15 protein-coding genes and 1 other RNA gene are annotated in these 17,946 nt (G+C 61.7%); 6 read left to right on the top strand and 10 right to left on the bottom strand.

All coding sequences use genetic code 11. The features are described 5' to 3' along the window. Window position 1: 1 nt before the first annotated feature. A complete protein-coding gene (locus AB8A27_RS18190) occupies window positions 2-1,012 on the bottom strand; it encodes a flagellar motor protein MotA (protein WP_092144893.1) in 1,011 nt (336 codons plus the stop codon). Between the two features lie 659 nt (window positions 1,013-1,671). Here AB8A27_RS18190 and AB8A27_RS18185 point away from each other — a divergent pair. Together AB8A27_RS18185 and AB8A27_RS18180 are read left to right on the top strand one after the other, a co-directional pair. Next, window positions 1,672-2,886 (top strand): efflux RND transporter periplasmic adaptor subunit, encoded by a 1,215-nt coding sequence (locus AB8A27_RS18185; RefSeq protein WP_441243112.1) that lies wholly within the window; start codon window positions 1,672-1,674, stop codon window positions 2,884-2,886. A 10-nt stretch (window positions 2,887-2,896) separates the two neighbouring features. Beyond that, window positions 2,897-6,055 carry a multidrug efflux RND transporter permease subunit gene (locus AB8A27_RS18180; RefSeq protein WP_441243111.1) on the top strand — a complete coding sequence of 1,053 codons (3,159 nt, stop codon included), beginning with the start codon at window positions 2,897-2,899 and terminating at the stop codon, window positions 6,053-6,055. Between the two features lie 66 nt (window positions 6,056-6,121). Here AB8A27_RS18180 and AB8A27_RS18175 read toward each other — a convergent pair whose 3' ends face one another. From AB8A27_RS18175 to tkt, 9 genes are all read right to left on the bottom strand, one after another. Beyond that, a complete protein-coding gene (locus AB8A27_RS18175) occupies window positions 6,122-6,913 on the bottom strand; it encodes an inositol monophosphatase family protein (protein WP_441243110.1) in 792 nt (263 codons plus the stop codon). Between the two features lie 102 nt (window positions 6,914-7,015). Beyond that, window positions 7,016-8,086, bottom strand: coding sequence for a tetratricopeptide repeat protein (locus AB8A27_RS18170; protein ID WP_441243109.1), 1,071 nt, complete (start codon window positions 8,084-8,086; stop codon window positions 7,016-7,018). A gap of 7 nt (window positions 8,087-8,093) precedes the next feature. Next, a complete protein-coding gene (locus AB8A27_RS18165; protein WP_441243108.1) occupies window positions 8,094-8,777 on the bottom strand; it encodes a thiamine phosphate synthase in 684 nt (227 codons plus the stop codon). Window positions 8,778-8,779: 2 nt separating this feature from the next. Further along, window positions 8,780-9,805 carry a class I fructose-bisphosphate aldolase gene (locus AB8A27_RS18160; protein ID WP_441243107.1) on the bottom strand — a complete coding sequence of 342 codons (1,026 nt, stop codon included), beginning with the start codon at window positions 9,803-9,805 and terminating at the stop codon, window positions 8,780-8,782. Between the two features lie 166 nt (window positions 9,806-9,971). Further along, window positions 9,972-11,039 carry a class II fructose-bisphosphate aldolase gene (gene fba, locus AB8A27_RS18155; protein WP_441243106.1) on the bottom strand — a complete coding sequence of 356 codons (1,068 nt, stop codon included), beginning with the start codon at window positions 11,037-11,039 and terminating at the stop codon, window positions 9,972-9,974. A 180-nt stretch (window positions 11,040-11,219) separates the two neighbouring features. Then, window positions 11,220-11,477, bottom strand: a complete 258-nt coding sequence (locus AB8A27_RS18150; RefSeq protein WP_441243105.1) for a hypothetical protein — start codon at window positions 11,475-11,477, stop codon at window positions 11,220-11,222. A 62-nt stretch (window positions 11,478-11,539) separates the two neighbouring features. Then, complete coding sequence (locus tag AB8A27_RS18145) at window positions 11,540-12,733, bottom strand: phosphoglycerate kinase (RefSeq protein WP_441243104.1); 1,194 nt, start codon at window positions 12,731-12,733, stop codon at window positions 11,540-11,542. A 117-nt stretch (window positions 12,734-12,850) separates the two neighbouring features. Then, window positions 12,851-13,861 carry a type I glyceraldehyde-3-phosphate dehydrogenase gene (gene gap / locus AB8A27_RS18140; protein ID WP_115030152.1) on the bottom strand — a complete coding sequence of 337 codons (1,011 nt, stop codon included), beginning with the start codon at window positions 13,859-13,861 and terminating at the stop codon, window positions 12,851-12,853. 128 nt (window positions 13,862-13,989) lie between these two features. Beyond that, complete coding sequence (gene tkt, locus AB8A27_RS18135) at window positions 13,990-15,975, bottom strand: transketolase (RefSeq protein ID WP_441243103.1); 1,986 nt, start codon at window positions 15,973-15,975, stop codon at window positions 13,990-13,992. Window positions 15,976-16,284: 309 nt separating this feature from the next. On the opposite strand from tkt, the gene AB8A27_RS18130 reads away from it, so the two are divergent. The 4 genes from AB8A27_RS18130 to AB8A27_RS18115 all read left to right on the top strand — a co-directional run bounded on the left by AB8A27_RS18130 (window position 16,285) and on the right by AB8A27_RS18115 (window position 17,945). Further along, entirely contained in the window at window positions 16,285-16,614 is a 330-nt protein-coding gene (locus tag AB8A27_RS18130; RefSeq protein WP_115030148.1) for a DUF4164 domain-containing protein, read from the top strand. 6 nt (window positions 16,615-16,620) lie between these two features. Continuing rightward, window positions 16,621-17,004: a cell division protein ZapA gene (locus tag AB8A27_RS18125; RefSeq protein WP_068735170.1), complete on the top strand. Its 384-nt coding sequence runs from the start codon at window positions 16,621-16,623 to the stop codon at window positions 17,002-17,004. Between the two features lie 60 nt (window positions 17,005-17,064). Continuing rightward, window positions 17,065-17,224, top strand: a non-coding RNA gene (gene ssrS / locus AB8A27_RS18120) — 6S RNA. A 130-nt stretch (window positions 17,225-17,354) separates the two neighbouring features. Next, window positions 17,355-17,945 carry a 5-formyltetrahydrofolate cyclo-ligase gene (locus AB8A27_RS18115; RefSeq protein WP_441243102.1) on the top strand — a complete coding sequence of 197 codons (591 nt, stop codon included), beginning with the start codon at window positions 17,355-17,357 and terminating at the stop codon, window positions 17,943-17,945. The last annotated feature ends 1 nt before the right edge of the window (window position 17,946 follow it).

The following is a 17,946-nucleotide window of genomic DNA, read 5'->3' as shown; positions in this document are numbered from 1 at the left end:
ATCAGTTCTTCTCAGGTTGGCGAGCGATGTGTTCCAGCAGCTTCTTGATCTCGCGGCTCTGTTCGCCCTGACCGTCGGCCCATTCGCGGATCATCTCCTGCTCGGTGCGCATATGCGCGACGAGACTCTGGATTGCATCGGCGAGATTGGCCATGGCGGTCGTGGTGCCACGGTTGTTGTTGCCGTCCTCGATGGAGCGGCGCAGACGCTCGATGGCATCCTGCAGTTCTGGCGAGGTTCCCGAGGTTGCAACAGGTGCCGTCTCGCCGGAATATTCCTTCACGGTAGAAGCGAGCCAGTCTTCCAGGTCCGTATAGAACCGGTTCTGCGCCTGGCTGGATTGCAGGTCGAGGAAGCCGAGGATCAGCGAGCCCGCGAGGCCGAACAGCGATGACGAAAACGAGATCCCCATGCCGGCGAGCGGCGCGGCGAGGCCCTCCTTCAACGTATCGAACAATGAACCCGCATCACCGCCGACCTTGAGGCCGTCGATCACCTTGCCGACGGAACCTACGGTCTCGATCAGACCCCAGAAGGTGCCGAGCAGGCCGAGGAACACCAGCAAGCCGGTCATATAGCGCGAGATGTCGCGGGCCTCGTCGAGGCGTGTCGCGATCGAATCGAGCAGATGCCGCATGGTCTGCTGCGAGATGGTCATGCGGCCGGTGCGCTCGCCGCCGAGGATCGCAGCCATCGGCGCCAGCAGGGTCGGGCGTCGGTCCAGCGCGAGGCCGGGATCGGAAATCCGAAAGCTGTTGACCCACGAGACTTCCGGATAGAGCCGGATCACCTGCCGGAACGACAGGATGGTGCCGATCGCCAACACCGCGCCGATCAGCGCGTTGAGCCCGGGATTGGCAAAGAAGGCCAGAACGATCTGCTTGTAGAGCACGGTCATGATCAGACCGCAGAGCACCAGAAACACCAGCATTCGGACCAGAAAGATCCGGGGCGATGACAGCTTGGTCAGTTCGATCTCCATCGCGGAGCGGGACGAGGGGCCTGGCGCCATGTGCGGATCATCTGCATGCGAGAAAAGGTTCGACGCGCAATATGGCACAGCCCCGCGACAAAAAAAGATCGGATACTGCCGGAATCACCCGAGAATCAACGATGTCACCGGGAACTTCCAGTTGAAACCCGGCTTGCATGCATGCGACCATGCCTGGCGCCGAATGGCCGTTTTCTTCATGCATATCTTCGTGCACCGTACGGCGACTGTCTGTTCGACGGCGCCGACAAGAAAGACTGGATCGCGCAGCACTTTTTCACCGGTGACGTGATGCCCAGCCATCATCTCATCCGGCAATGTGCAGACATCTTCGCTGTGGAGAAAGAGTGGCCCTAGTTCTTTCCTGCGACCGCAGGCTTGTTTGACTACGTGAATGGTAGCGAGCGGGGCGTTCGTTACTAACGAATGACTGCCGTTAACCAAACGTGTGCGGGTTCCGCCCGATTCACGTTCACGTGAGCCTCGAAAGCCTTTGCGAGTTCAATACGATAGGCCGTGTGGCAATGCGCCGCCTCGATATGTATTGCGCCGCAGCACCGCGGTTTTTATTCTACGCTATCAAAGAAGTTCGATAAATCCGGCTACGCGCATGAAGACCACAGAGGTTCAGCGTATCCGTTGATGCATATTCGAATGTGCAACTTGGGATAATAAATTAAATGACGATGTTGAACGCACGCTCTGCAGGATTCGTGCTTCTGCTGGCGGGACTCGCACCCGTGCTCGCAGGATGCAACGAACCGAAGGACGCGGTGGCGTCTGCTCCGACGCAGGTGAGCGAGCCTGAAGTCAGCATCATTTCTGTCACGCAACAGCGACGTGCGCTGGTTCGCGAACTGCCCGGGCGTATTGCGCCGACGCGAGTCGCCGACGTGCGCTCGCGTGTGTCGGGCATCATCATCGAGCGTGCGTTTCATCAGGGCACCGAGGTGAAGGCGGGCGACACGCTGTATCGCATTGATCCGAAGCCGTTCGAGGTGGAATTGCAGTCCGCAAAGGCGTCGCTGCACAAGGCGGAAGCTGCCTATGACCTCGCGTCGATGCAGGCTAAGCGCGTGTCGGGTCTTGCACAGCAGAAAGCGGTCTCCGAAGCGGAAGCTGAGAAGGCTGTTGGTGCGCAGCGTCAGGCTGAAGCTGAGATCGCATCAAAGAAAGCCGACGTCGCCCGTGCGCGTCTCAATCTGGACTACGCAACCATCCGTGCGCCGATCGATGGCATTGTCGGAGCCGCTCTGGTGACCGAAGGCGCGCTGCTCGCACAGAACGACAACACAAATCTGGCCACCATTCAGCAGCTCGATCCGATTTATGCTGATTTCACGCAGTCGGTGTCCGAACTGAACAACCTGCGCCGCTCCTTCGAGACCGGCGATCTCGAGCGTATCGCACCCGGTACTGCCAAGGTGCGGCTCATGCTGGATGACGGCACGCTCTACTCGCTGCCGGGCAAGCTGCTGTTTTCCGAAGCCAAGGTGGACACTTTCACCGGGCAGGTGACGCTGCGCGGTGAATTCCCGAACCCGAAGCGTGAACTATTACCGGGCATGTATGTCCGCGTGCAGATTGAGCAGGGCATCGACACCGACGCTATTGCGGTTCCGCAGCAGGCAGTCCAGCGCAATGGCGGTGGCGGCGCCGAAGTTTTCGTCGTCAAGGATGACGGTCACGTTGCGGTCCAGATGGTACGAACTGGTGCCGTGCAGGACGGTCAGTGGTTCGTGACTGAAGGCCTGAAGGGCGGCGAACGCGTCGTGGTCGAGGGCTTCCAGAAATTCGCTGCCGGCGACAAGGTGAAGCCAGTGGCGTGGACTGACACGAATGCCACTGCGGGCCTTCCGCCCGAGGGGCAGAAAACCACTCAAGCTCGTCCCTGAGTAAATCGACATGGCTAGTTTTTTCATCGACAGGCCGATTTTTGCCTGGGTCGTTGCGCTTTTCATTTGTCTTTTCGGCGCCATCGCGATTCCGCAGCTGCCTATTGCGCAGTATCCGATCATCGCGCCGCCATCGATTTCGATCTCGACCAGCTATCCTGGTGCGTCGCCGGAGAACCTCTACAACAGCGTTACGCGGCTGATTGAGGAGGAGCTCAACGGAGCTGCGGGCATCCTGAACTTCGAGTCGACGAGTGACTCGCTGGGCGCCGTCGAGATCATCGCGAACTTCCAGCCCGGCACCGATACCAGCCAGGCGTCGGTCGAAGTGCAGAACCGCCTGAAGCGCGTGGAAGCGCGTTTGCCGCGTGCCGTGATTCAACAGGGTATCCTGGTCGAGGAAGCCTCGGCCGCGGTGCTGAACATCATCACGCTGCGCTCCACTGATAACAGCCTCGATGAAGTCGGTCTCGGCGACTTCATGATCCGCAATATCCTTGGCGAAATTCGTCGTATCCCCGGCGTCGGCCGTGCCTCGCTGTATTCTACCGAGCGCTCGCTGCGCGTCTGGGTCGATCCCGCCAAGCTGGTCGGCTACAACCTGACCTCCGACGACGTCAACAAGGCCATCACCGCGCAGAACGCCCAGGTCGCCTCCGGCAGCGTCGGTGCCGAGCCGTCGACCGCGACCACCAAGACGTCGTCGCTGGTGCTCGTCAAAGGCCAGCTCTCCACGCCGGAAGAATTCGGCGCCATTGTGCTACGAGCCAATTCCGATGGCTCGACCGTGCGGTTGCGCGATGTCGCCCGTATCGAGATTGGCGGCCTCAGCTATCAGTTCACCACGCGCCTGAACGGTCAGCCGACGGCTGGCCTGTCGGTGCTGATGTCCCCAAAGGGCAACGCGCTGGCGACGGCGTCCGCGATTGAAGCCAAGATGAAGGAGCTGTCGAACTTCTTCCCGGCCAACATCGCCTATGACATTCCGTATAATGTCACGCCGGTGGTCGAGGCATCGATCATGAAGGTGGTGATGACGCTGATCGAGGCGGTCGTCCTCGTCTTCATCGTGATGTTCATCTTCCTGCAGAACTTCCGCTACACGCTGATCCCGACCATCGTCGTGCCCATCGCGCTGCTCGGCACCTGCACGATGCTGTTGCTGGCCGGTTATTCGATCAACATGCTGACCATGTTCGGCATGGTGCTGGCCGTCGGCATCCTGGTCGACGACGCCATCGTCGTGGTCGAGAACGTCGAGCGCATCATGAGCGAGGAGGGCCTTCCGCCGAAGGAAGCCACCAAGAAGGCGATGGGTCAGATCTCCGGCGCCATCATCGGTGTTACGCTGGTAATGATCGGCGTGTTCGTGCCGATGGCGTTCTTCCCGGGGTCGGTCGGCATCATCTACCGCCAGTTCTCAGTCACCATGGTCGCCTCGATCGCGTTCTCAGCGTTGCTGGCGCTATCGCTCACGCCGGCGCTTTGCGCGACCTTCCTGAAGCCCATCAAGGAAGGACACGGCCATGCCAAGAGGGGTGTGTTCGGCTGGTTCAATCGCAAGCTCGATGCCACCCGCGACGGTTATTCGAAGGCGGTAGGCTGGTCGATCCAGCGCACCGGACGCTTGCTGATCGTCTATGTCGCGCTGCTGGTCGGACTGACATGGGGCTTCATGCGGATGCCGGGCGGCTTTCTGCCGATCGACGATCAGGGCTTCATCACCACCGACGTGCAGACGCCGTCGGACTCCTCGTTCGCTCGCACCGAGGGCGCCATTGAGAAGGTCGAGGAATATTTGAAGAAGCGCTCCGGCATCGAGAGCGTCGTGTTTCTCACCGGCTTCAGCTTTCTCGGTCAGGGAATGAACACCGCCCAGGCCTTCATCACCTTGAAGGACTGGTCGGAGCGTCCGCCGAAGGACTCCGCAGCGGCACTCGTTGATGATATCAACAAGAGCCTGTCATCGATCCGCGACGCCAAGATTTCCGCACTGCAGCCGCCGCCGATCGATAACCTTGGCAACTCGTCAGGCTTCAGCTTCCGCCTGCAGGATCGCGGCCAGAAGGGCTTCGTCGCGCTCAATGCCGCATCCGACAAGCTGATTGCGGACGCCAATGCCAGCCCGGTGCTGCAGAAGGTGTTCGTCGAAGGCCTTCCTCCGGCGCCATTGGTCAACCTGATGATCGATCGCGAAAAGGCCGGCGCCTTCGGCGTCACCTTCGAGGACATCAACAGCACGATCTCGACCAATCTCGGCTCGAACTACATCAACGACTTCCCGAACCGCGGCCGCATGCAGCGCGTCGTGGTGCAGTCCGAGGCCGCCAACCGGATGAACGCCAGCGACATCCTGAACTACAATGTCAAGAACAGCCGCGGGCAGCTGGTGCCGTTCTCGTCCTTTGCCACCGTGGAATGGGCGAAGGGGCCGACGCAGATCGCCGGCTTCAATTTCTATCCGGCGGTGCGTATCTCCGGCGAAGCACGGCCCGGCTTTACCTCGGGCGACGCCATCAAGGAGATGGAGCGTCTGGCTGGCCTGTTGCCGCGCGGTTTCGGCTTCGAGTGGACCGGCCAGTCGCTGCAGGAGAAACTGTCCGGCTCGCAGGCGCCGTTCCTGCTCGCGCTGTCAGCGCTGGTGGTGTTCCTCGTGCTCGCAGCGCTTTATGAGAGCTGGACGATCCCGGTGGCCGTGCTGATGACGGTGCCGCTTGGCATCGTCGGCGCTGTACTGGCAGCGACCCTGCGCGGCCTGCCGAACGACGTGTACTTCACGGTAGGTCTGATTACGATCATCGGCCTTGCGGCCAAGAATGCGATTCTGATTATCGAATTCGCCAAGGACCTGCGCGCGCAGGGCAAGTCGCTGGTGGATGCGACGATGGAAGCCTGCTTCCTGCGCTTTCGCCCGATTGTGATGACGGGGTTGGCCTTTATCTGCGGCGTGTTGCCGATGGTTGTTGCATCGGGCGCCGGCGGTGCCAGCCAGCAGGCGCTTGGTACGTCGGTGACCGGTGGCATGATCGCGGTGGTGATCCTGGCGCTGCTGATGGTGCCGGTATTCTTTGTATCGGTGCAGCGGCTGTTTTCGCCGGACAAGGCACCGAAGACGGAAGAGGCAAAGCAGGGCGAGCCGACCGCATCGCCGTCCGTGTCGCACAGCTAAGGCAATCAAACAAAAAGCCCGGATGGCGTAACGCCATCCGGGCTTTTTCTATTCGAGCGATCAATCTTATTTCGTCAGCGGCCGCAGAATCTTCGTCAGCGCGCCGTGGACGAACTCGTTGCCGGCAACGACGTTGCCGGTCGTCAGCACATCGCCCCCATTGATGTCGCCGACGGTGCCGCCGGCTTCCTTGATCAGGATCAAGCCGGCAGCGACGTCCCAGGGCTGCAGATTGCGCTCCCAATAGCCATCGAGCCGACCGGCTGCGACGAAGGCCAGATCGAGCGAAGCCGCCCCAAAGCGGCGGAGACCAGCGACCTTCGGCTGCAACGCGGCCATTTCGTTGCGTGACAATTCGAAGTCGCCGCGGCCGATATGCGGCAGGCCGCAGGCGATGACGCATTCGTTGAGCTGCTTGCGGCCGGCAACGCGCAGGCGGGTGTCGTTGAGGAACGCGCCCGAGCCCTTTTCCGCCATGTAGAGTTCGTCATTGGCCGGATTGTAGATCAGGCCGGCAATCACCTGACCTTCGCGCGCCAGACCGATCGAGACTGCGAATTGCGGGATGCCGTGCAGGAAGTTGGTGGTGCCATCGAGCGGATCGACGATCCAGGTATGGCTCTTGTCAGTCCCGTCGCGGCTGCCGCCTTCCTCGCCGAGGAAGCCATAGCCCGGGCGGGCCTTGTTGAGGTCCGTATAGAGCATCTCCTCGGCCCGCTTGTCGGCGAGGCTGACGAAATTGGCGGGGCCCTTCATCGAGACCTGCAGGTTCTCGATCTCGCCGAGGTCGCGCTTCAGGCTGCGACCGGCGCGGCGCGCGGCTTTCACCATCACGTTCATAAGGGCTGAATTGATCATGCGTTCGTCTCACGACGACCTGACGGCAGGTCTGATTGGGGGTTGCTGAGGCGATGGGTGCCCTGCGGGCGGCATCCCGTCAAGGCAAGATCGCTAATGGGCTCATTTCTGGGTCGTGCCCAGCCACTTCTTGGCGGCTTCCTGGGCCTTGGTCTTTTCCTCAGGACTGGCCTGGGCCAGAAGCTCGTCGAGCATCAGGTCGCCTTTCCCGGCGGTTTTGGCGACGATGTGCCATTTCAGGCCTTCCAGGCGGTCGTCTGTATTGGTGCGGAGCGCCAGCACCCGGGCGAGGCGGTTCTGGGCTATCGGGCTGTTCTGCTTGGAGGCCTTGCGGAGCAGGGCGATGGCCGCAGCCTCGTTTTTGGGGGTTCCCGTGCCGTTATAGAGCGCAATGGCATATTCCACCTCGGCGTCGACATTGTCGGCTAGCGATGCTGCCTGAAGCAGGCGGACCGCCTTGTCGATGCTTTTCTCGACCCCGGTACCCTCCTTGTAGAAAGTCGCCAGCGCGTATTGCGCTTCGGGGTTACCGGCGTCGGCCGCGACGCGGAGCAATTCGGCCGACCGCTTGACGTCCTGCGGCAGCGTCTGTCCGTCGAGATAGAGCAGCGCCAGATTGTAGGCGGCCTTCGGATTGCCGAGCTTGGCGGAGGACGCCAGCAGTTTCACGGCCTCGTCGCGTTTGCCGACATTGCCGCGATCCGACAGCCGCAACATCGCCAGCGCGAACATGGCCTCGCGGTCGCCGCGTTCCGACGCGCGCTGGTACCATTCAGCGGCCTTTGCGTAGTCGCGTTTGACGCCCAGTGCATTGGCGTAGAGTTCGCCGAGCATGGTCATCGCCTTCGGGTCGTTGTTCTCCTGCGCACGCTTGCTGGCGAGTTCAAAGGCGGTCTTGTATTGGCCGCGCTGATAGGCGCCGTAGACCAGATCGGCATTGGGGTCGGTTGGTGCAGCTTCTGCAGGCTGCGCGGGTTTCTCGGCGGGTGGCGTAGGAGCTTTCTTCGCTGCTGTCGGCGCTTTCGCCGGTGCCGGCGTCTTCTTTGGCGCTGCCTTGCTGGCAGCCGGTGGCGGCGTCTGCACCCCCGGCGGTGTCAGCGAAATCTGCGCGGTCGCACTGGCTGCCCAGGTGAGGCAGCCGGCAATTACAGTGAGGGAACGCAGAACTTTCATTCCGGCGTTATTCCTGTTCGACCTTGGTCAGTCCCGCGACGAGCGTCGCGTATCCCTGCTGGATCGCCTTCTCGGCGTCTACCAGGGCTGCCGCAGCGCCGCGTGCGTCGTTCCAGATGACGTCGCCGACCAGCACGAAATCAGCGCCGGCAGCAGCGAACTCCCTGGCCTCATCGAGCGTCGCGGCATAGCCAACGCAAGGCGGCTCGAACAATTCGGCCCACCACTGCAGACGTTCAGTGATCGCTTCGGTCGATGGGCGCTGGCCCTTGGTGTCGGGTTCGCCGAACAACACGTAGTCGGCACCGGCTTCGCCGGCAGCCATCGCGTTATGGCGTGTCGACAGTCCGCCGCAGCCGGCAATGCGATCGGGCTTCAGCGAGGGCAGTGCGTCCTGCAAGGGAGCGAGACCGGGCAGATGCGCACCATCGGCGCCGCCGCGTGCGACGAGCTCGACATTGCCTTCGACCAGCATCGCTGCGCCGCTGGTCTGGATGACAGGCGCCAGCGCCTTGATGCGCGTGATCATGGTGCGCTGGTCGGTCGTTACCAGCCGCACCAGGACGGCAGCGACATCTGCTTTCTCAAGAAGAGCAGGCAGGCTCGCGACCAGCGATGACGGATCGTCCACAACAGGCGTCGCGAGATAGAGACGCGGCATCGGCGGCGGCGGGACGGGTTTGGAAGCCAAGACTATAGCGCCTTCTGTTCTTGATCAGTCGTCCACTCGCCCTTGCTGGCGAGCGAATTCATGTGTGCTCGATGGGTAAAGGCCCGCTGACCGGCAGGCACATTATTGGCTTTGCCGGACCATGCTTTTTGCGGCGCTGCCTGAAGCGCGCGGCCATAGGAGAATGTCAGTGGCCAGGGCAGGCCGCCAATCCTGTTCATGGCGTCGAGATGCGCGGTTGCGTCCTCATCCGACTGGCCGCCAGAGAGGAATGCGACGCCGGGCACGGAGGCAGGCACGCAGTTCTTCAGCATGCGCACGGTCTTCTCGGCCACTTCGGCCACACCCGCCTGTGTCTTCGACTTCTTGCCCGAGACAGCCATGTTCGGCTTCAGGATCATGCCTTCCAGTGCGACCCGCTGGACCCGCAATTCCTGGAACGTCTTGTTGAGCACGCGCTGCGTCACCTCGACGCAGCGGTCGATATCGTGATCGCCGTCCATCAGCACTTCGGGCTCGACGATAGGGACGATCTGCGCGGCCTGGCATAGCGCGGCATAGCGGGCGAGCGCGTGCGCGTTGACGGAGATTGCGGTCATCGAGGGAATACCGGCACCGATATCGATCACCGCACGCCACTTCGCGAAACGCGCGCCACGTGCGTAATATTTGGCAAGACGCTCGGCGAGCTTGTCGAGGCCTGCTGTCACCAGTTCACCGGGACAGTTAGGCAACGCCTGCGTGCCTTCGTCGACCTTGATGCCGGGAATAGCGCCGGCTTCCTCGATCAGCCGCACCAGTGGCGTGCCATCCTTGGCGTTCTGCCAGATGGTCTCGTCGTAGAGGATCACGCCGGAAATGTAGCTGCTCATGGCCTCGCGCGAGCGAAACAGCATTTCACGATAATCACGGCGATTGTCCTCGGTCGACTCGACGCTGATCGCATCGAAGCGCTTCTTGATCGTGCCTGACGATTCATCCGCGGCAAGCAAGCCCTTGCCTGGCGCAACCATGGCGCGGGCGATTTTGTTGAGTTCGGCGAGATTCATGGGCATGTCCTGAGCGGGCTAGTCCTGCAGGCCAATCTAGACCGTTCTCGGGCAAAATCCGAGCATCTGGCCGGCCAAAGGGCTCGTTCGCGTCCGATTCCGGCAAAAATTCAGCCTGCCATATGCTGTATGGCAGGCGGAATGGCAGTCAATTGGCAGTTTGGGCTCAGGCGATCTTCGCGTTCAGCTCGCCCGATGCATAGCGCTTGGCCATTTCGGCCGTGGTCAGCACCTTCTTGATCTTGCCGGCCTGGCCGGCGGTATTGAATTCCTGCAGGCGCTGCTTGCAGAGCTTCACCATCGCTTCCATCGCCGGCTTCAGATATTTGCGCGGATCGAATTCGCTGGGGTGCTCCGACAGAATCTTGCGGATCTGGCCGGTCATGGCCATGCGGTTGTCGGTGTCGATGTTGATCTTGCGGACGCCATGCTTGATACCGCGCTGGATCTCCGACACCGGCACGCCCCAGGTCGGCTTCATCTGGCCGCCGAACTTGTTGATGATGTCCTGCAGATCCTGCGGCACCGAGGACGAGCCGTGCATCACCAGATGCGTGTTCGGCAGCTTGCGGTGGATTTCCTCGATCACGTTCATGGCGAGAATGTCGCCGTCCGGCTTGCGGGTGAACTTGTAGGCGCCATGCGAGGTGCCCATGGCGATCGCCAGCGCGTCGACCTGGGTTTCCTTGACGAACTTCACGGCCTCGTCGGGATTGGTCAGCAACTGGTCATGCGACAGCTTGCCCTCGGCGCCGTGGCCGTCTTCGGCTTCGCCCATGCCGCTCTCCAGCGAGCCGAGCACGCCGAGTTCGCCTTCCACCGAGATGCCGCCGAGATGCGCCATGTCGGTCACAGTCTTGGTCACGCCGACATTGTAGTCCCAATCACCGGGGGTCTTGCCGTCGGCCTTCAGCGAACCATCCATCATCACCGAGGTGAAGCCGGCCTGGATCGCGGTCATGCAGGTTGCAGCTTCGTTGCCGTGGTCGAGATGCACGCAGACGGGAATGTGCGGATAGATTTCGGTGACCGCGTCCATCATGTGCTTGAGCATGATGTCGTTGGCGTAGGAGCGGGCGCCGCGAGATGCCTGGATGATCACTGGCGCATCGACGGAGTTGGCCGCGTCCATGATGGCCAGGGCCTGCTCCATATTGTTGATGTTGAAGGCCGGCACTCCGTAATCGTGTTCTGCCGCGTGATCGAGCAGTTGACGCAACGTAATACGGGCCATGCAGGAAGCTCCTTGTAAAATGGGGACGGGCGCGGATGCTGCGCCAGCAGATTATCGCTCTTAGCGCGAGGAGACGGTGAATCCAAGACGCCTTAGGTCGCGCATACAGCCAACGTTAATCGCCACGGAGGCTCAGCGTTCCAGCTAATGGAATTCCCAACGCCTTAGTATTTCCGAACGTCAATGCTCGCGGGCGTCTAGCAAAGCGATCTGCTGCTCTACGGCTGCAAGTCGCTCTTCGAAATCACCGGCTGCTGAACGCATCATGACCAGCATCGCAGCGCCATCGCGGCGTTGTTTGCGAACCAAGGTCTCGACGCGCTCCAGACGGCTATCGATTTGCTCGAAACGTTTATCGGCCGCCCCGCGAAACGCAGCAACATCACCCTGAATTTTCTTCAGGATCTCGAACATTGCTGTTTGCACGTTCTCGCTCATGAGAAGAACATATCATAAACATCGTGACGCGCGCAAGTCCTGCGGGCAAAGATGTACCGCTGCTACTTCTTCAACACTTCCACGCCCGGCAGCGGCTTGCCTTCCATCCATTCGAGGAAAGCGCCACCCGCGGTCGAGATGTAGGTGAAGTTATCGGCGACGCCGGCGTGATTGAGCGCAGCCACCGTGTCGCCGCCGCCTGCCACTGAAATCAGCTTCTTTGCCTTGGTGCGCGCCGCAGCGTGTTTGGCGCTGGCAACCGTGCCGCGGTCGAACGGAGTCATTTCAAATGCGCCGACCGGGCCATTCCAGACCAGCGTGGCTGCATCGTCGATGGCTGCGTTGATGCGCTCGATCGACTGCGGACCGATGTCGAGGATCATTCCCTCATCCGGGATCGCATCGAGGCCGTAGGCGTGAGACGGTGTGTTGGCGGCGAAGTGGAATGCGACGATGGCGTCCACCGGCAGGATGATCGCGCAGCCGGAAGCTTCGGCCTTGTCGATGATCCGCAGCGCCGTAGCGGCGAGATCTTTCTCGCACAGCGATTTGCCGACCTTGACGCCCTGGGCATGCAGGAAGGTATTGGCCATGCCGCCGCCGATCACGAGCGCATCGACCTTGGTGACGAGGTTTTCGAGCAGATCGATCTTCGACGATACCTTGGCGCCGCCGACGATGGCGATTACGGGCTTGGTCGGTGCGTCCAGTGCCTTGCCGAGTGCGTCCAACTCGGCCTGCATGGTGCGGCCGGCATAGGCGGGCAATTTGTGGCCGAGACCCTCGGTGGAGGCGTGGGCGCGATGCGCAGCCGAGAATGCATCGTTGACCCAGATATCGCCGAGCTTGGCGAGTTCGGCGACGAAAGCCGGATCGTTCTTCTCTTCAGCAGAATGGAAGCGGGTGTTCTCAAGGCAGAGAATGTCGCCGTCCTTCATGGCGCCAACGGCCTTGGCAGCGACGTCGCCGACGCAGTCGTCGGCAAAGGCGACCGGCTTCTTGATCACATCGGCAAGTGACGCCGCAACCGGCTTCAGTGAGTTCTTGTCATCGCGGCCCTTGGGGCGGCCGAAATGCGCGAGCAGGATGACCTTGCCGCCCTTGTCGGAAATTTCGGTGATGGTCGGCGCGATACGTTCGAGACGCGTTGCGTCGGTCACCTTGCCACCATCCATGGGCACGTTGAGATCGACGCGCACGAGAACGCGTTTGCCCTTCACATCGACGTTGTCGAGGGTGCGGAAAGAATTGGTCATGATGTTGTGTCCCAAACGCAGGTCAGCGCACAGCGGCGCGCCGCGAAGCGGGGACCGCTACATTCGTAGGCTCCCGGACGCGGTGCCTTGCGCTGCGTCCGGGATAACGCTCTTGCCTTAGAGCAACTTGCCCATCGCAACGGCGGTGTCCGCCATGCGGTTGGAGAAGCCCCACTCGTTGTCGTACCAGGAGAGCACGCGCACCAGCGTGCCGTTCTGCACCTTGGTCTGGTCGAAGGCGAAGGTCGACGAATGCGGGTCGTGGTTGAAATCGATCGATACGTTCGGATGGCTGGTGGTGCCGAGCACGCCCTTCAGCTCGCCGGCAGCAGCCTTCTTAATGGCTTCGTTGATCTCTTCCTTGGTGGTGCTCTTCTTGGCAATGATCTTGAGATCGACCACCGAGACGTTCGGGGTCGGCACGCGGATCGAAACGCCGTCGAGCTTGCCGGCCAGTTCGGGCATTACGAGGCCGATGGCCTTCGCGGCGCCGGTCGAGGTCGGGATCATCGACATCGCAGCGGCGCGGCCGCGATAGAGATCGCTGTGCAGCGTGTCCAGCGTCGGCTGGTCGCCGGTGTAAGCGTGGATCGTGGTCATGAAGCCGGTCTCGATACCGACGGCCTCGTTCAGCACCTTGGCGACGGGCGCCAGGCAGTTGGTGGTGCAGGAACCATTGGAAACGACCAGATGCTCCTTCGTGAGGGTCTTGTGGTTGACGCCGTAGACGATCGTCGCGTCAGCACCATCGGACGGAGCCGAGACCAGCACGCGCTTGGCGCCAGCGGTCAGATGCGCGGAGGCCTTCGCCTTGGCGCTGAAGATGCCAGTGCATTCGAGCGCGATATCGACGCCGAGATCCTTCCACGGCAGCGTGTTGGGATCGCGCACCGCCGTGACCTTGATCTTGTTGCCGTTGCCAAGCTGGATGCTGTCGCCGTCGACGGTGACTTCACCGGGGAAGCGGCCATGCACGCTGTCAAAGCGCAGCAGATGCGCATTGGTTTCAACCGGGCCGAGATCGTTGATGGCGACGACTTCGATGTCGGTGCGCTTGGACTCGTAGATCGCCCGCAGGACGTTGCGGCCGATGCGGCCAAAACCGTTGATCGAAACCCGGACTGCCATTCAACTTCTCCCTTTTATTAGGCTCAAACCTCGCGTGAGGGCCTTCATATAGTGACGTGTGACGGGCGTTTCATGCCCTGAATGGAACGCTGGTGCAATGTGTCAAATTTACCAGCGTTCCGATAGAGTTAAGCCGCCTTGTGCTTGCTGGTTGCAGCCTCGACCACGGCCTCGGCCGTGATGCCGAACAGTTTGTAAAGCTCCTTGGCCGGCGCGCTCGAGCCGAAGCCCTTCATGCCGATGAAGGTGCCATCGTGTCCGATCACGGCATCCCAGCCGAAACGGACCGCGGCTTCGACGGCAATCTTGATCGGCGCGTCGCCGATGATGGCCTTCTGGCGCTCCTCAGGCTGCTCCAGCAACAATTCAAGCGAGGGGACCGATACGACCCGCGTCGCGATGCCCTTGTCGGCCAGTTGCTTCTGCGCTGCGACTGCGATCTCGACTTCCGAACCCGAAGCGAAGATCGACACAGCGGCCTTGCCCTTGGCTGCGATCAACTCATAGCCACCGGTGGCGCAGAGATTGTCGTCATGATGCGTGGTGCGCACCGGCGTCAGGTTCTGGCGCGACAGGGCCAGCATGGTCGGGCCGTTGGTCTTCGCCATGGCGAGCTGCCAGCATTCGGCGGTCTCGACCGTATCGGCAGGGCGGAATACACGCATGTTCGGCATCGCGCGCATCGCGGCCAGATGTTCCACCGGCTGATGGGTCGGGCCGTCTTCGCCGAGGCCGATCGAGTCGTGGGTCATGATATAGATGACAGGGATCTGCGCCAGCGCCGAGATGCGCATCGCCGGACGCGCATAGTCGGTGAAGCACATGAAGGTCGCGCCGGCCGGGATGAAGCCGCCATGCAGTGCGATGCCGTTCATGGCCGCGGCCATGCCCATCTCGCGGATGCCGTAGTGAATGTAGCGGCCCTTGAAATCGCCGGGCTTCACCTCAATGGCGTGCTTGGTGCGGGTGTTGTTCGACGGCGTGAGATCCGCGGAGCCGATCACCATTTCCGGCACGACCTGCACCAGCGCTTCGAGCGCGAATTCGCTTGCCTTGCGGGTCGCGACGGTCTGCGGCTCGGCGACCAGCTTCTTCTTCAACGTCTGGATCGCATCTGCGATTGCGATCGGCCGAACGTGATCGTTGCGACGGGTGAATTCGCTGCGCTTGTCTTCCGGCAGGGCCTCGAAGCGCTTGGTCCAGTCAGCATGGGCGGACGCGCCCTGCTTGCCGACATTGCGCCAGGCCTGCAGGATGTCATCCGGCACTTCAAACGGTCCGTAGTTCCAGTCCAGCGCCTTCTTGGCGCCTGCGAGCTCTTCGGCGCCCAGCGGCTCGCCATGAGCCTTCGAGGTGCCGGCGCGCGTTGGTGCGCCAAAGCCGATCTTGGTCTTGCAGGCGATCATCGATGGGCGGTCGGACGACTGCGCTTGCTTGATCGCAGCGGCGATGGCGGCCTGATCGTGGCCATCGACATGCACCGCGTTCCAGCCATGGGCCTTGAAGCGTGCGACCTGATCGACGCTGTCGGCAAGCGACAGCGGACCGTCGATGGAGATGCCATTGTCGTCGTAGAGGAAGATCAGCTTCGACAGCTTGAGATGACCGGCCATGGCCAGCGCTTCATGGCTGACACCTTCCATCAGGTCACCATCGGAGCACAGCACGTAAGTGTAGTGATCAACGATATCGCCGTATTCGGCAGCCAGCATGCGCTCGGCAAGTGCGAAGCCAACGGAGGTGGCGACGCCCTGACCGAGCGGGCCTGTGGTGGTTTCGACACCCGAGGTGTGGAAATTCTCCGGATGACCCGGAGTTTTGGAATGCAGCTGGCGGAAGTTCTTCAGCTGGTCGAGCGTCATCTCCTTGTTGCCCGTCAGATAGAGCAGGGCATAGAGCAGCATCGAGCCGTGACCGGCCGAGAGGATGAAGCGGTCGCGATCCGGCCACTTCGGATCGGCAGCGTCAAATTTGAGGAACTGCGTAAACAGCACGGTTGCGATGTCGGCGGCGCCCATCGGCAGCCCAGGGTGACCGGATTTGGCCTTTTCCACGCCGTCCATGGCGAGGGCACGAATCGCATTGGCCATTTTCGAGTGATCAACCTGCGCCATGTCGGTTTCCGTCTAAATTGAAAGGAATGGAATATTTTGCGTCCGCGAGAGGGGCGGTCTGCAGCGAGATGTTGGGATCGCTTTGGAGAAATTGGTGGATAGCATCTGGGTTCTTGGGAGTCCAAGGTCTCCCGGACAGTTCTGGTCTGTGGATATATACCGGCGGTTTTTGTCGGCTTTGCGGTGCATAGCTTTTAAGCGGCGTTGCGTCCGGCTCGCTTGCAACCTAAGATTCGGGGCCTAAAGGCTTGCGGAGCCGTGGTTTTTGAGCTCCGGTCGCATCAAACCCAAGGTCCCGCGTAATCCAGTATGATCGAACGTCCCGCCCATCTCACAGCTTCTGAACCCGCCAATGGCGGTGCAGCCGAGATCGACGCCGCCACGCGGCGGTTGATGGCGGCGCTGGATGCTCTGGAAAGCGCGGTCGAGCGCCGCCGTGAGGCGGATCGCGACGAGGATGAGTTGGCCACCCGTATTCAGGCGCTTGGAGCCGACCGGTCCCGGCTCGCGGACGAACTCGACGGCACGCTGGTGAAATCGCGCCGGCTGGAACGCGCCAATCGCGAGATCGCCGACAAGCTCGATACCGCCATCGGCACCATTCGCGCGGTGCTGGCGACGGACAACGCGCATGAGTAAAGCGAGATGAGCCACGTCAACGTCACCATCAATGGCCGGCAGTACCGCATGGCCTGCGAGGAGGGGCAAGAAACCCGCCTGCTGCGGCTGGCGGAAAGTCTTGAATCCCGTGTCGAAAACCTGCGCGGCAAATTTGGTGAGATCGGCGATGCGCGGCTGACGGTGATGGCGGCGCTGACCATTGCCGACGAACTGGTCGATGCCAATCAGCAGATTCGTGCCCTGCAGGAAGAACTGGCCGCGTTGCGCGATGTGCGCGTTGTCGCTGCGGACCGTGCACGTGCCACGCAGACGGCAGTGGCTGCGGCGCTGAATGCGGCGGCCGAGCGGATCGAGAAGACCACGCAGGTGCTCAACCGCACCATCGGCGGCGGCGTTGCTATTGGATAAGGCAGGCTTCGGTCCTAACGGGCACTGGCGCATCCGTCTCATAACCCCTACATTACGCAGGCGAGGCTGCGTCGCGCGTCAGGAGCCATATATCCCCGGGGCCTTATCGATCCTTCAGGGAACTGTCCCTGACCAGGTCCGTGGACCTGGTCACATGGTGCCCACCTACTTTCGTAGGTGCTCCGGGATCGAGTGCTTCAACGGCCATCGCGGCTTCGCGCTTTCACTTGCTTGATGGCTGCAGCCCTCTAGGTGGCATTTGCCGCGCATCTTAACCTCGCTTTGCCAAAGGTGATGGCGAAGACCGGTCCTGCGCTTCCGCAGGCTCTTCGGACAGCATATCGTGCGGCATGTCCGATACGCCGCCCACTCCGACAAAGATTGAACTCCGCATCGCCGCGCTGGCGCGCCGAACGGCGCTGAGCGAGGCCGAGCGGTCGGCGGCCGCGCAGGCGATCGCAAGGCGGGGGCTGCCTTTCCCGATTAAGGCCGGGAGTATCGTTGCTGGCTATTCTCCCATTCGCAGCGAAATCGATCCGATCCCGTTGATGCAGCATCTCGCCGCCGCCAAAGGGGCGCGACTGGCGCTCCCGGTGATCATCGCCCGCGATGAGCCCCTGATGTTCCGGATCTGGAGCCCGAACGATGCGCTGGTGCGTGGTTCACTAGGCATTCCGGAACCAGCACCGGAAGCGCCGTCACTGACCCCCGATGTCCTGCTGGTACCACTCGCGGCCTTCGACCGCGCTGGCCACCGCATTGGCTATGGCGCAGGGCATTACGATCGCACCTTCGCGCAACTGCATGCCATCAAGCCATTTATCTCCGTGGGCGTGGCCTTCGACACCCAGGAAATCGAGACTATCCCCATGCAACCGCACGACGTGGCGCTGGATTATGTGCTAACCGAGACCCGGACGATCGATTTTCGGAGCATCTGAC

Origin of the sequence: Tardiphaga sp. 768_D3_N2_1 (genome assembly GCF_052076105.1) — a bacterium.
In the GTDB taxonomy this organism is placed as follows: domain Bacteria; phylum Pseudomonadota; class Alphaproteobacteria; order Rhizobiales; family Xanthobacteraceae; genus Tardiphaga.
The sequence above is the reverse complement of the archived record's forward strand: the minus strand, read 5'-3'. Positions and strand labels throughout refer to the sequence as shown.

Coding starts and splice junctions, on each gene's coding strand:
- AB8A27_RS18180 (WP_441243111.1), top strand. CDS start 2,897: ATGGCTAGTTTTTTCATCGACAGGCCGATTTTTGCCTGGGTCGTTGCG.
- AB8A27_RS18150 (WP_441243105.1), bottom strand. CDS start 11,477: ATGAGCGAGAACGTGCAAACAGCAATGTTCGAGATCCTGAAGAAAATT.
- AB8A27_RS18115 (WP_441243102.1), top strand. CDS start 17,355: ATGTCCGATACGCCGCCCACTCCGACAAAGATTGAACTCCGCATCGCC.
- AB8A27_RS18160 (WP_441243107.1), bottom strand. CDS start 9,805: ATGAATCTCGCCGAACTCAACAAAATCGCCCGCGCCATGGTTGCGCCA.
- AB8A27_RS18170 (WP_441243109.1), bottom strand. CDS start 8,086: ATGAAAGTTCTGCGTTCCCTCACTGTAATTGCCGGCTGCCTCACCTGG.
- AB8A27_RS18190 (WP_092144893.1), bottom strand. CDS start 1,012: ATGGCGCCAGGCCCCTCGTCCCGCTCCGCGATGGAGATCGAACTGACC.
- AB8A27_RS18185 (WP_441243112.1), top strand. CDS start 1,672: ATGACGATGTTGAACGCACGCTCTGCAGGATTCGTGCTTCTGCTGGCG.
- AB8A27_RS18130 (WP_115030148.1), top strand. CDS start 16,285: ATGATCGAACGTCCCGCCCATCTCACAGCTTCTGAACCCGCCAATGGC.
- gap (WP_115030152.1), bottom strand. CDS start 13,861: ATGGCAGTCCGGGTTTCGATCAACGGTTTTGGCCGCATCGGCCGCAAC.
- tkt (WP_441243103.1), bottom strand. CDS start 15,975: ATGGCGCAGGTTGATCACTCGAAAATGGCCAATGCGATTCGTGCCCTC.
- AB8A27_RS18175 (WP_441243110.1), bottom strand. CDS start 6,913: ATGATCAATTCAGCCCTTATGAACGTGATGGTGAAAGCCGCGCGCCGC.
- fba (WP_441243106.1), bottom strand. CDS start 11,039: ATGGCCCGTATTACGTTGCGTCAACTGCTCGATCACGCGGCAGAACAC.
- AB8A27_RS18145 (WP_441243104.1), bottom strand. CDS start 12,733: ATGACCAATTCTTTCCGCACCCTCGACAACGTCGATGTGAAGGGCAAA.
- AB8A27_RS18125 (WP_068735170.1), top strand. CDS start 16,621: ATGAGCCACGTCAACGTCACCATCAATGGCCGGCAGTACCGCATGGCC.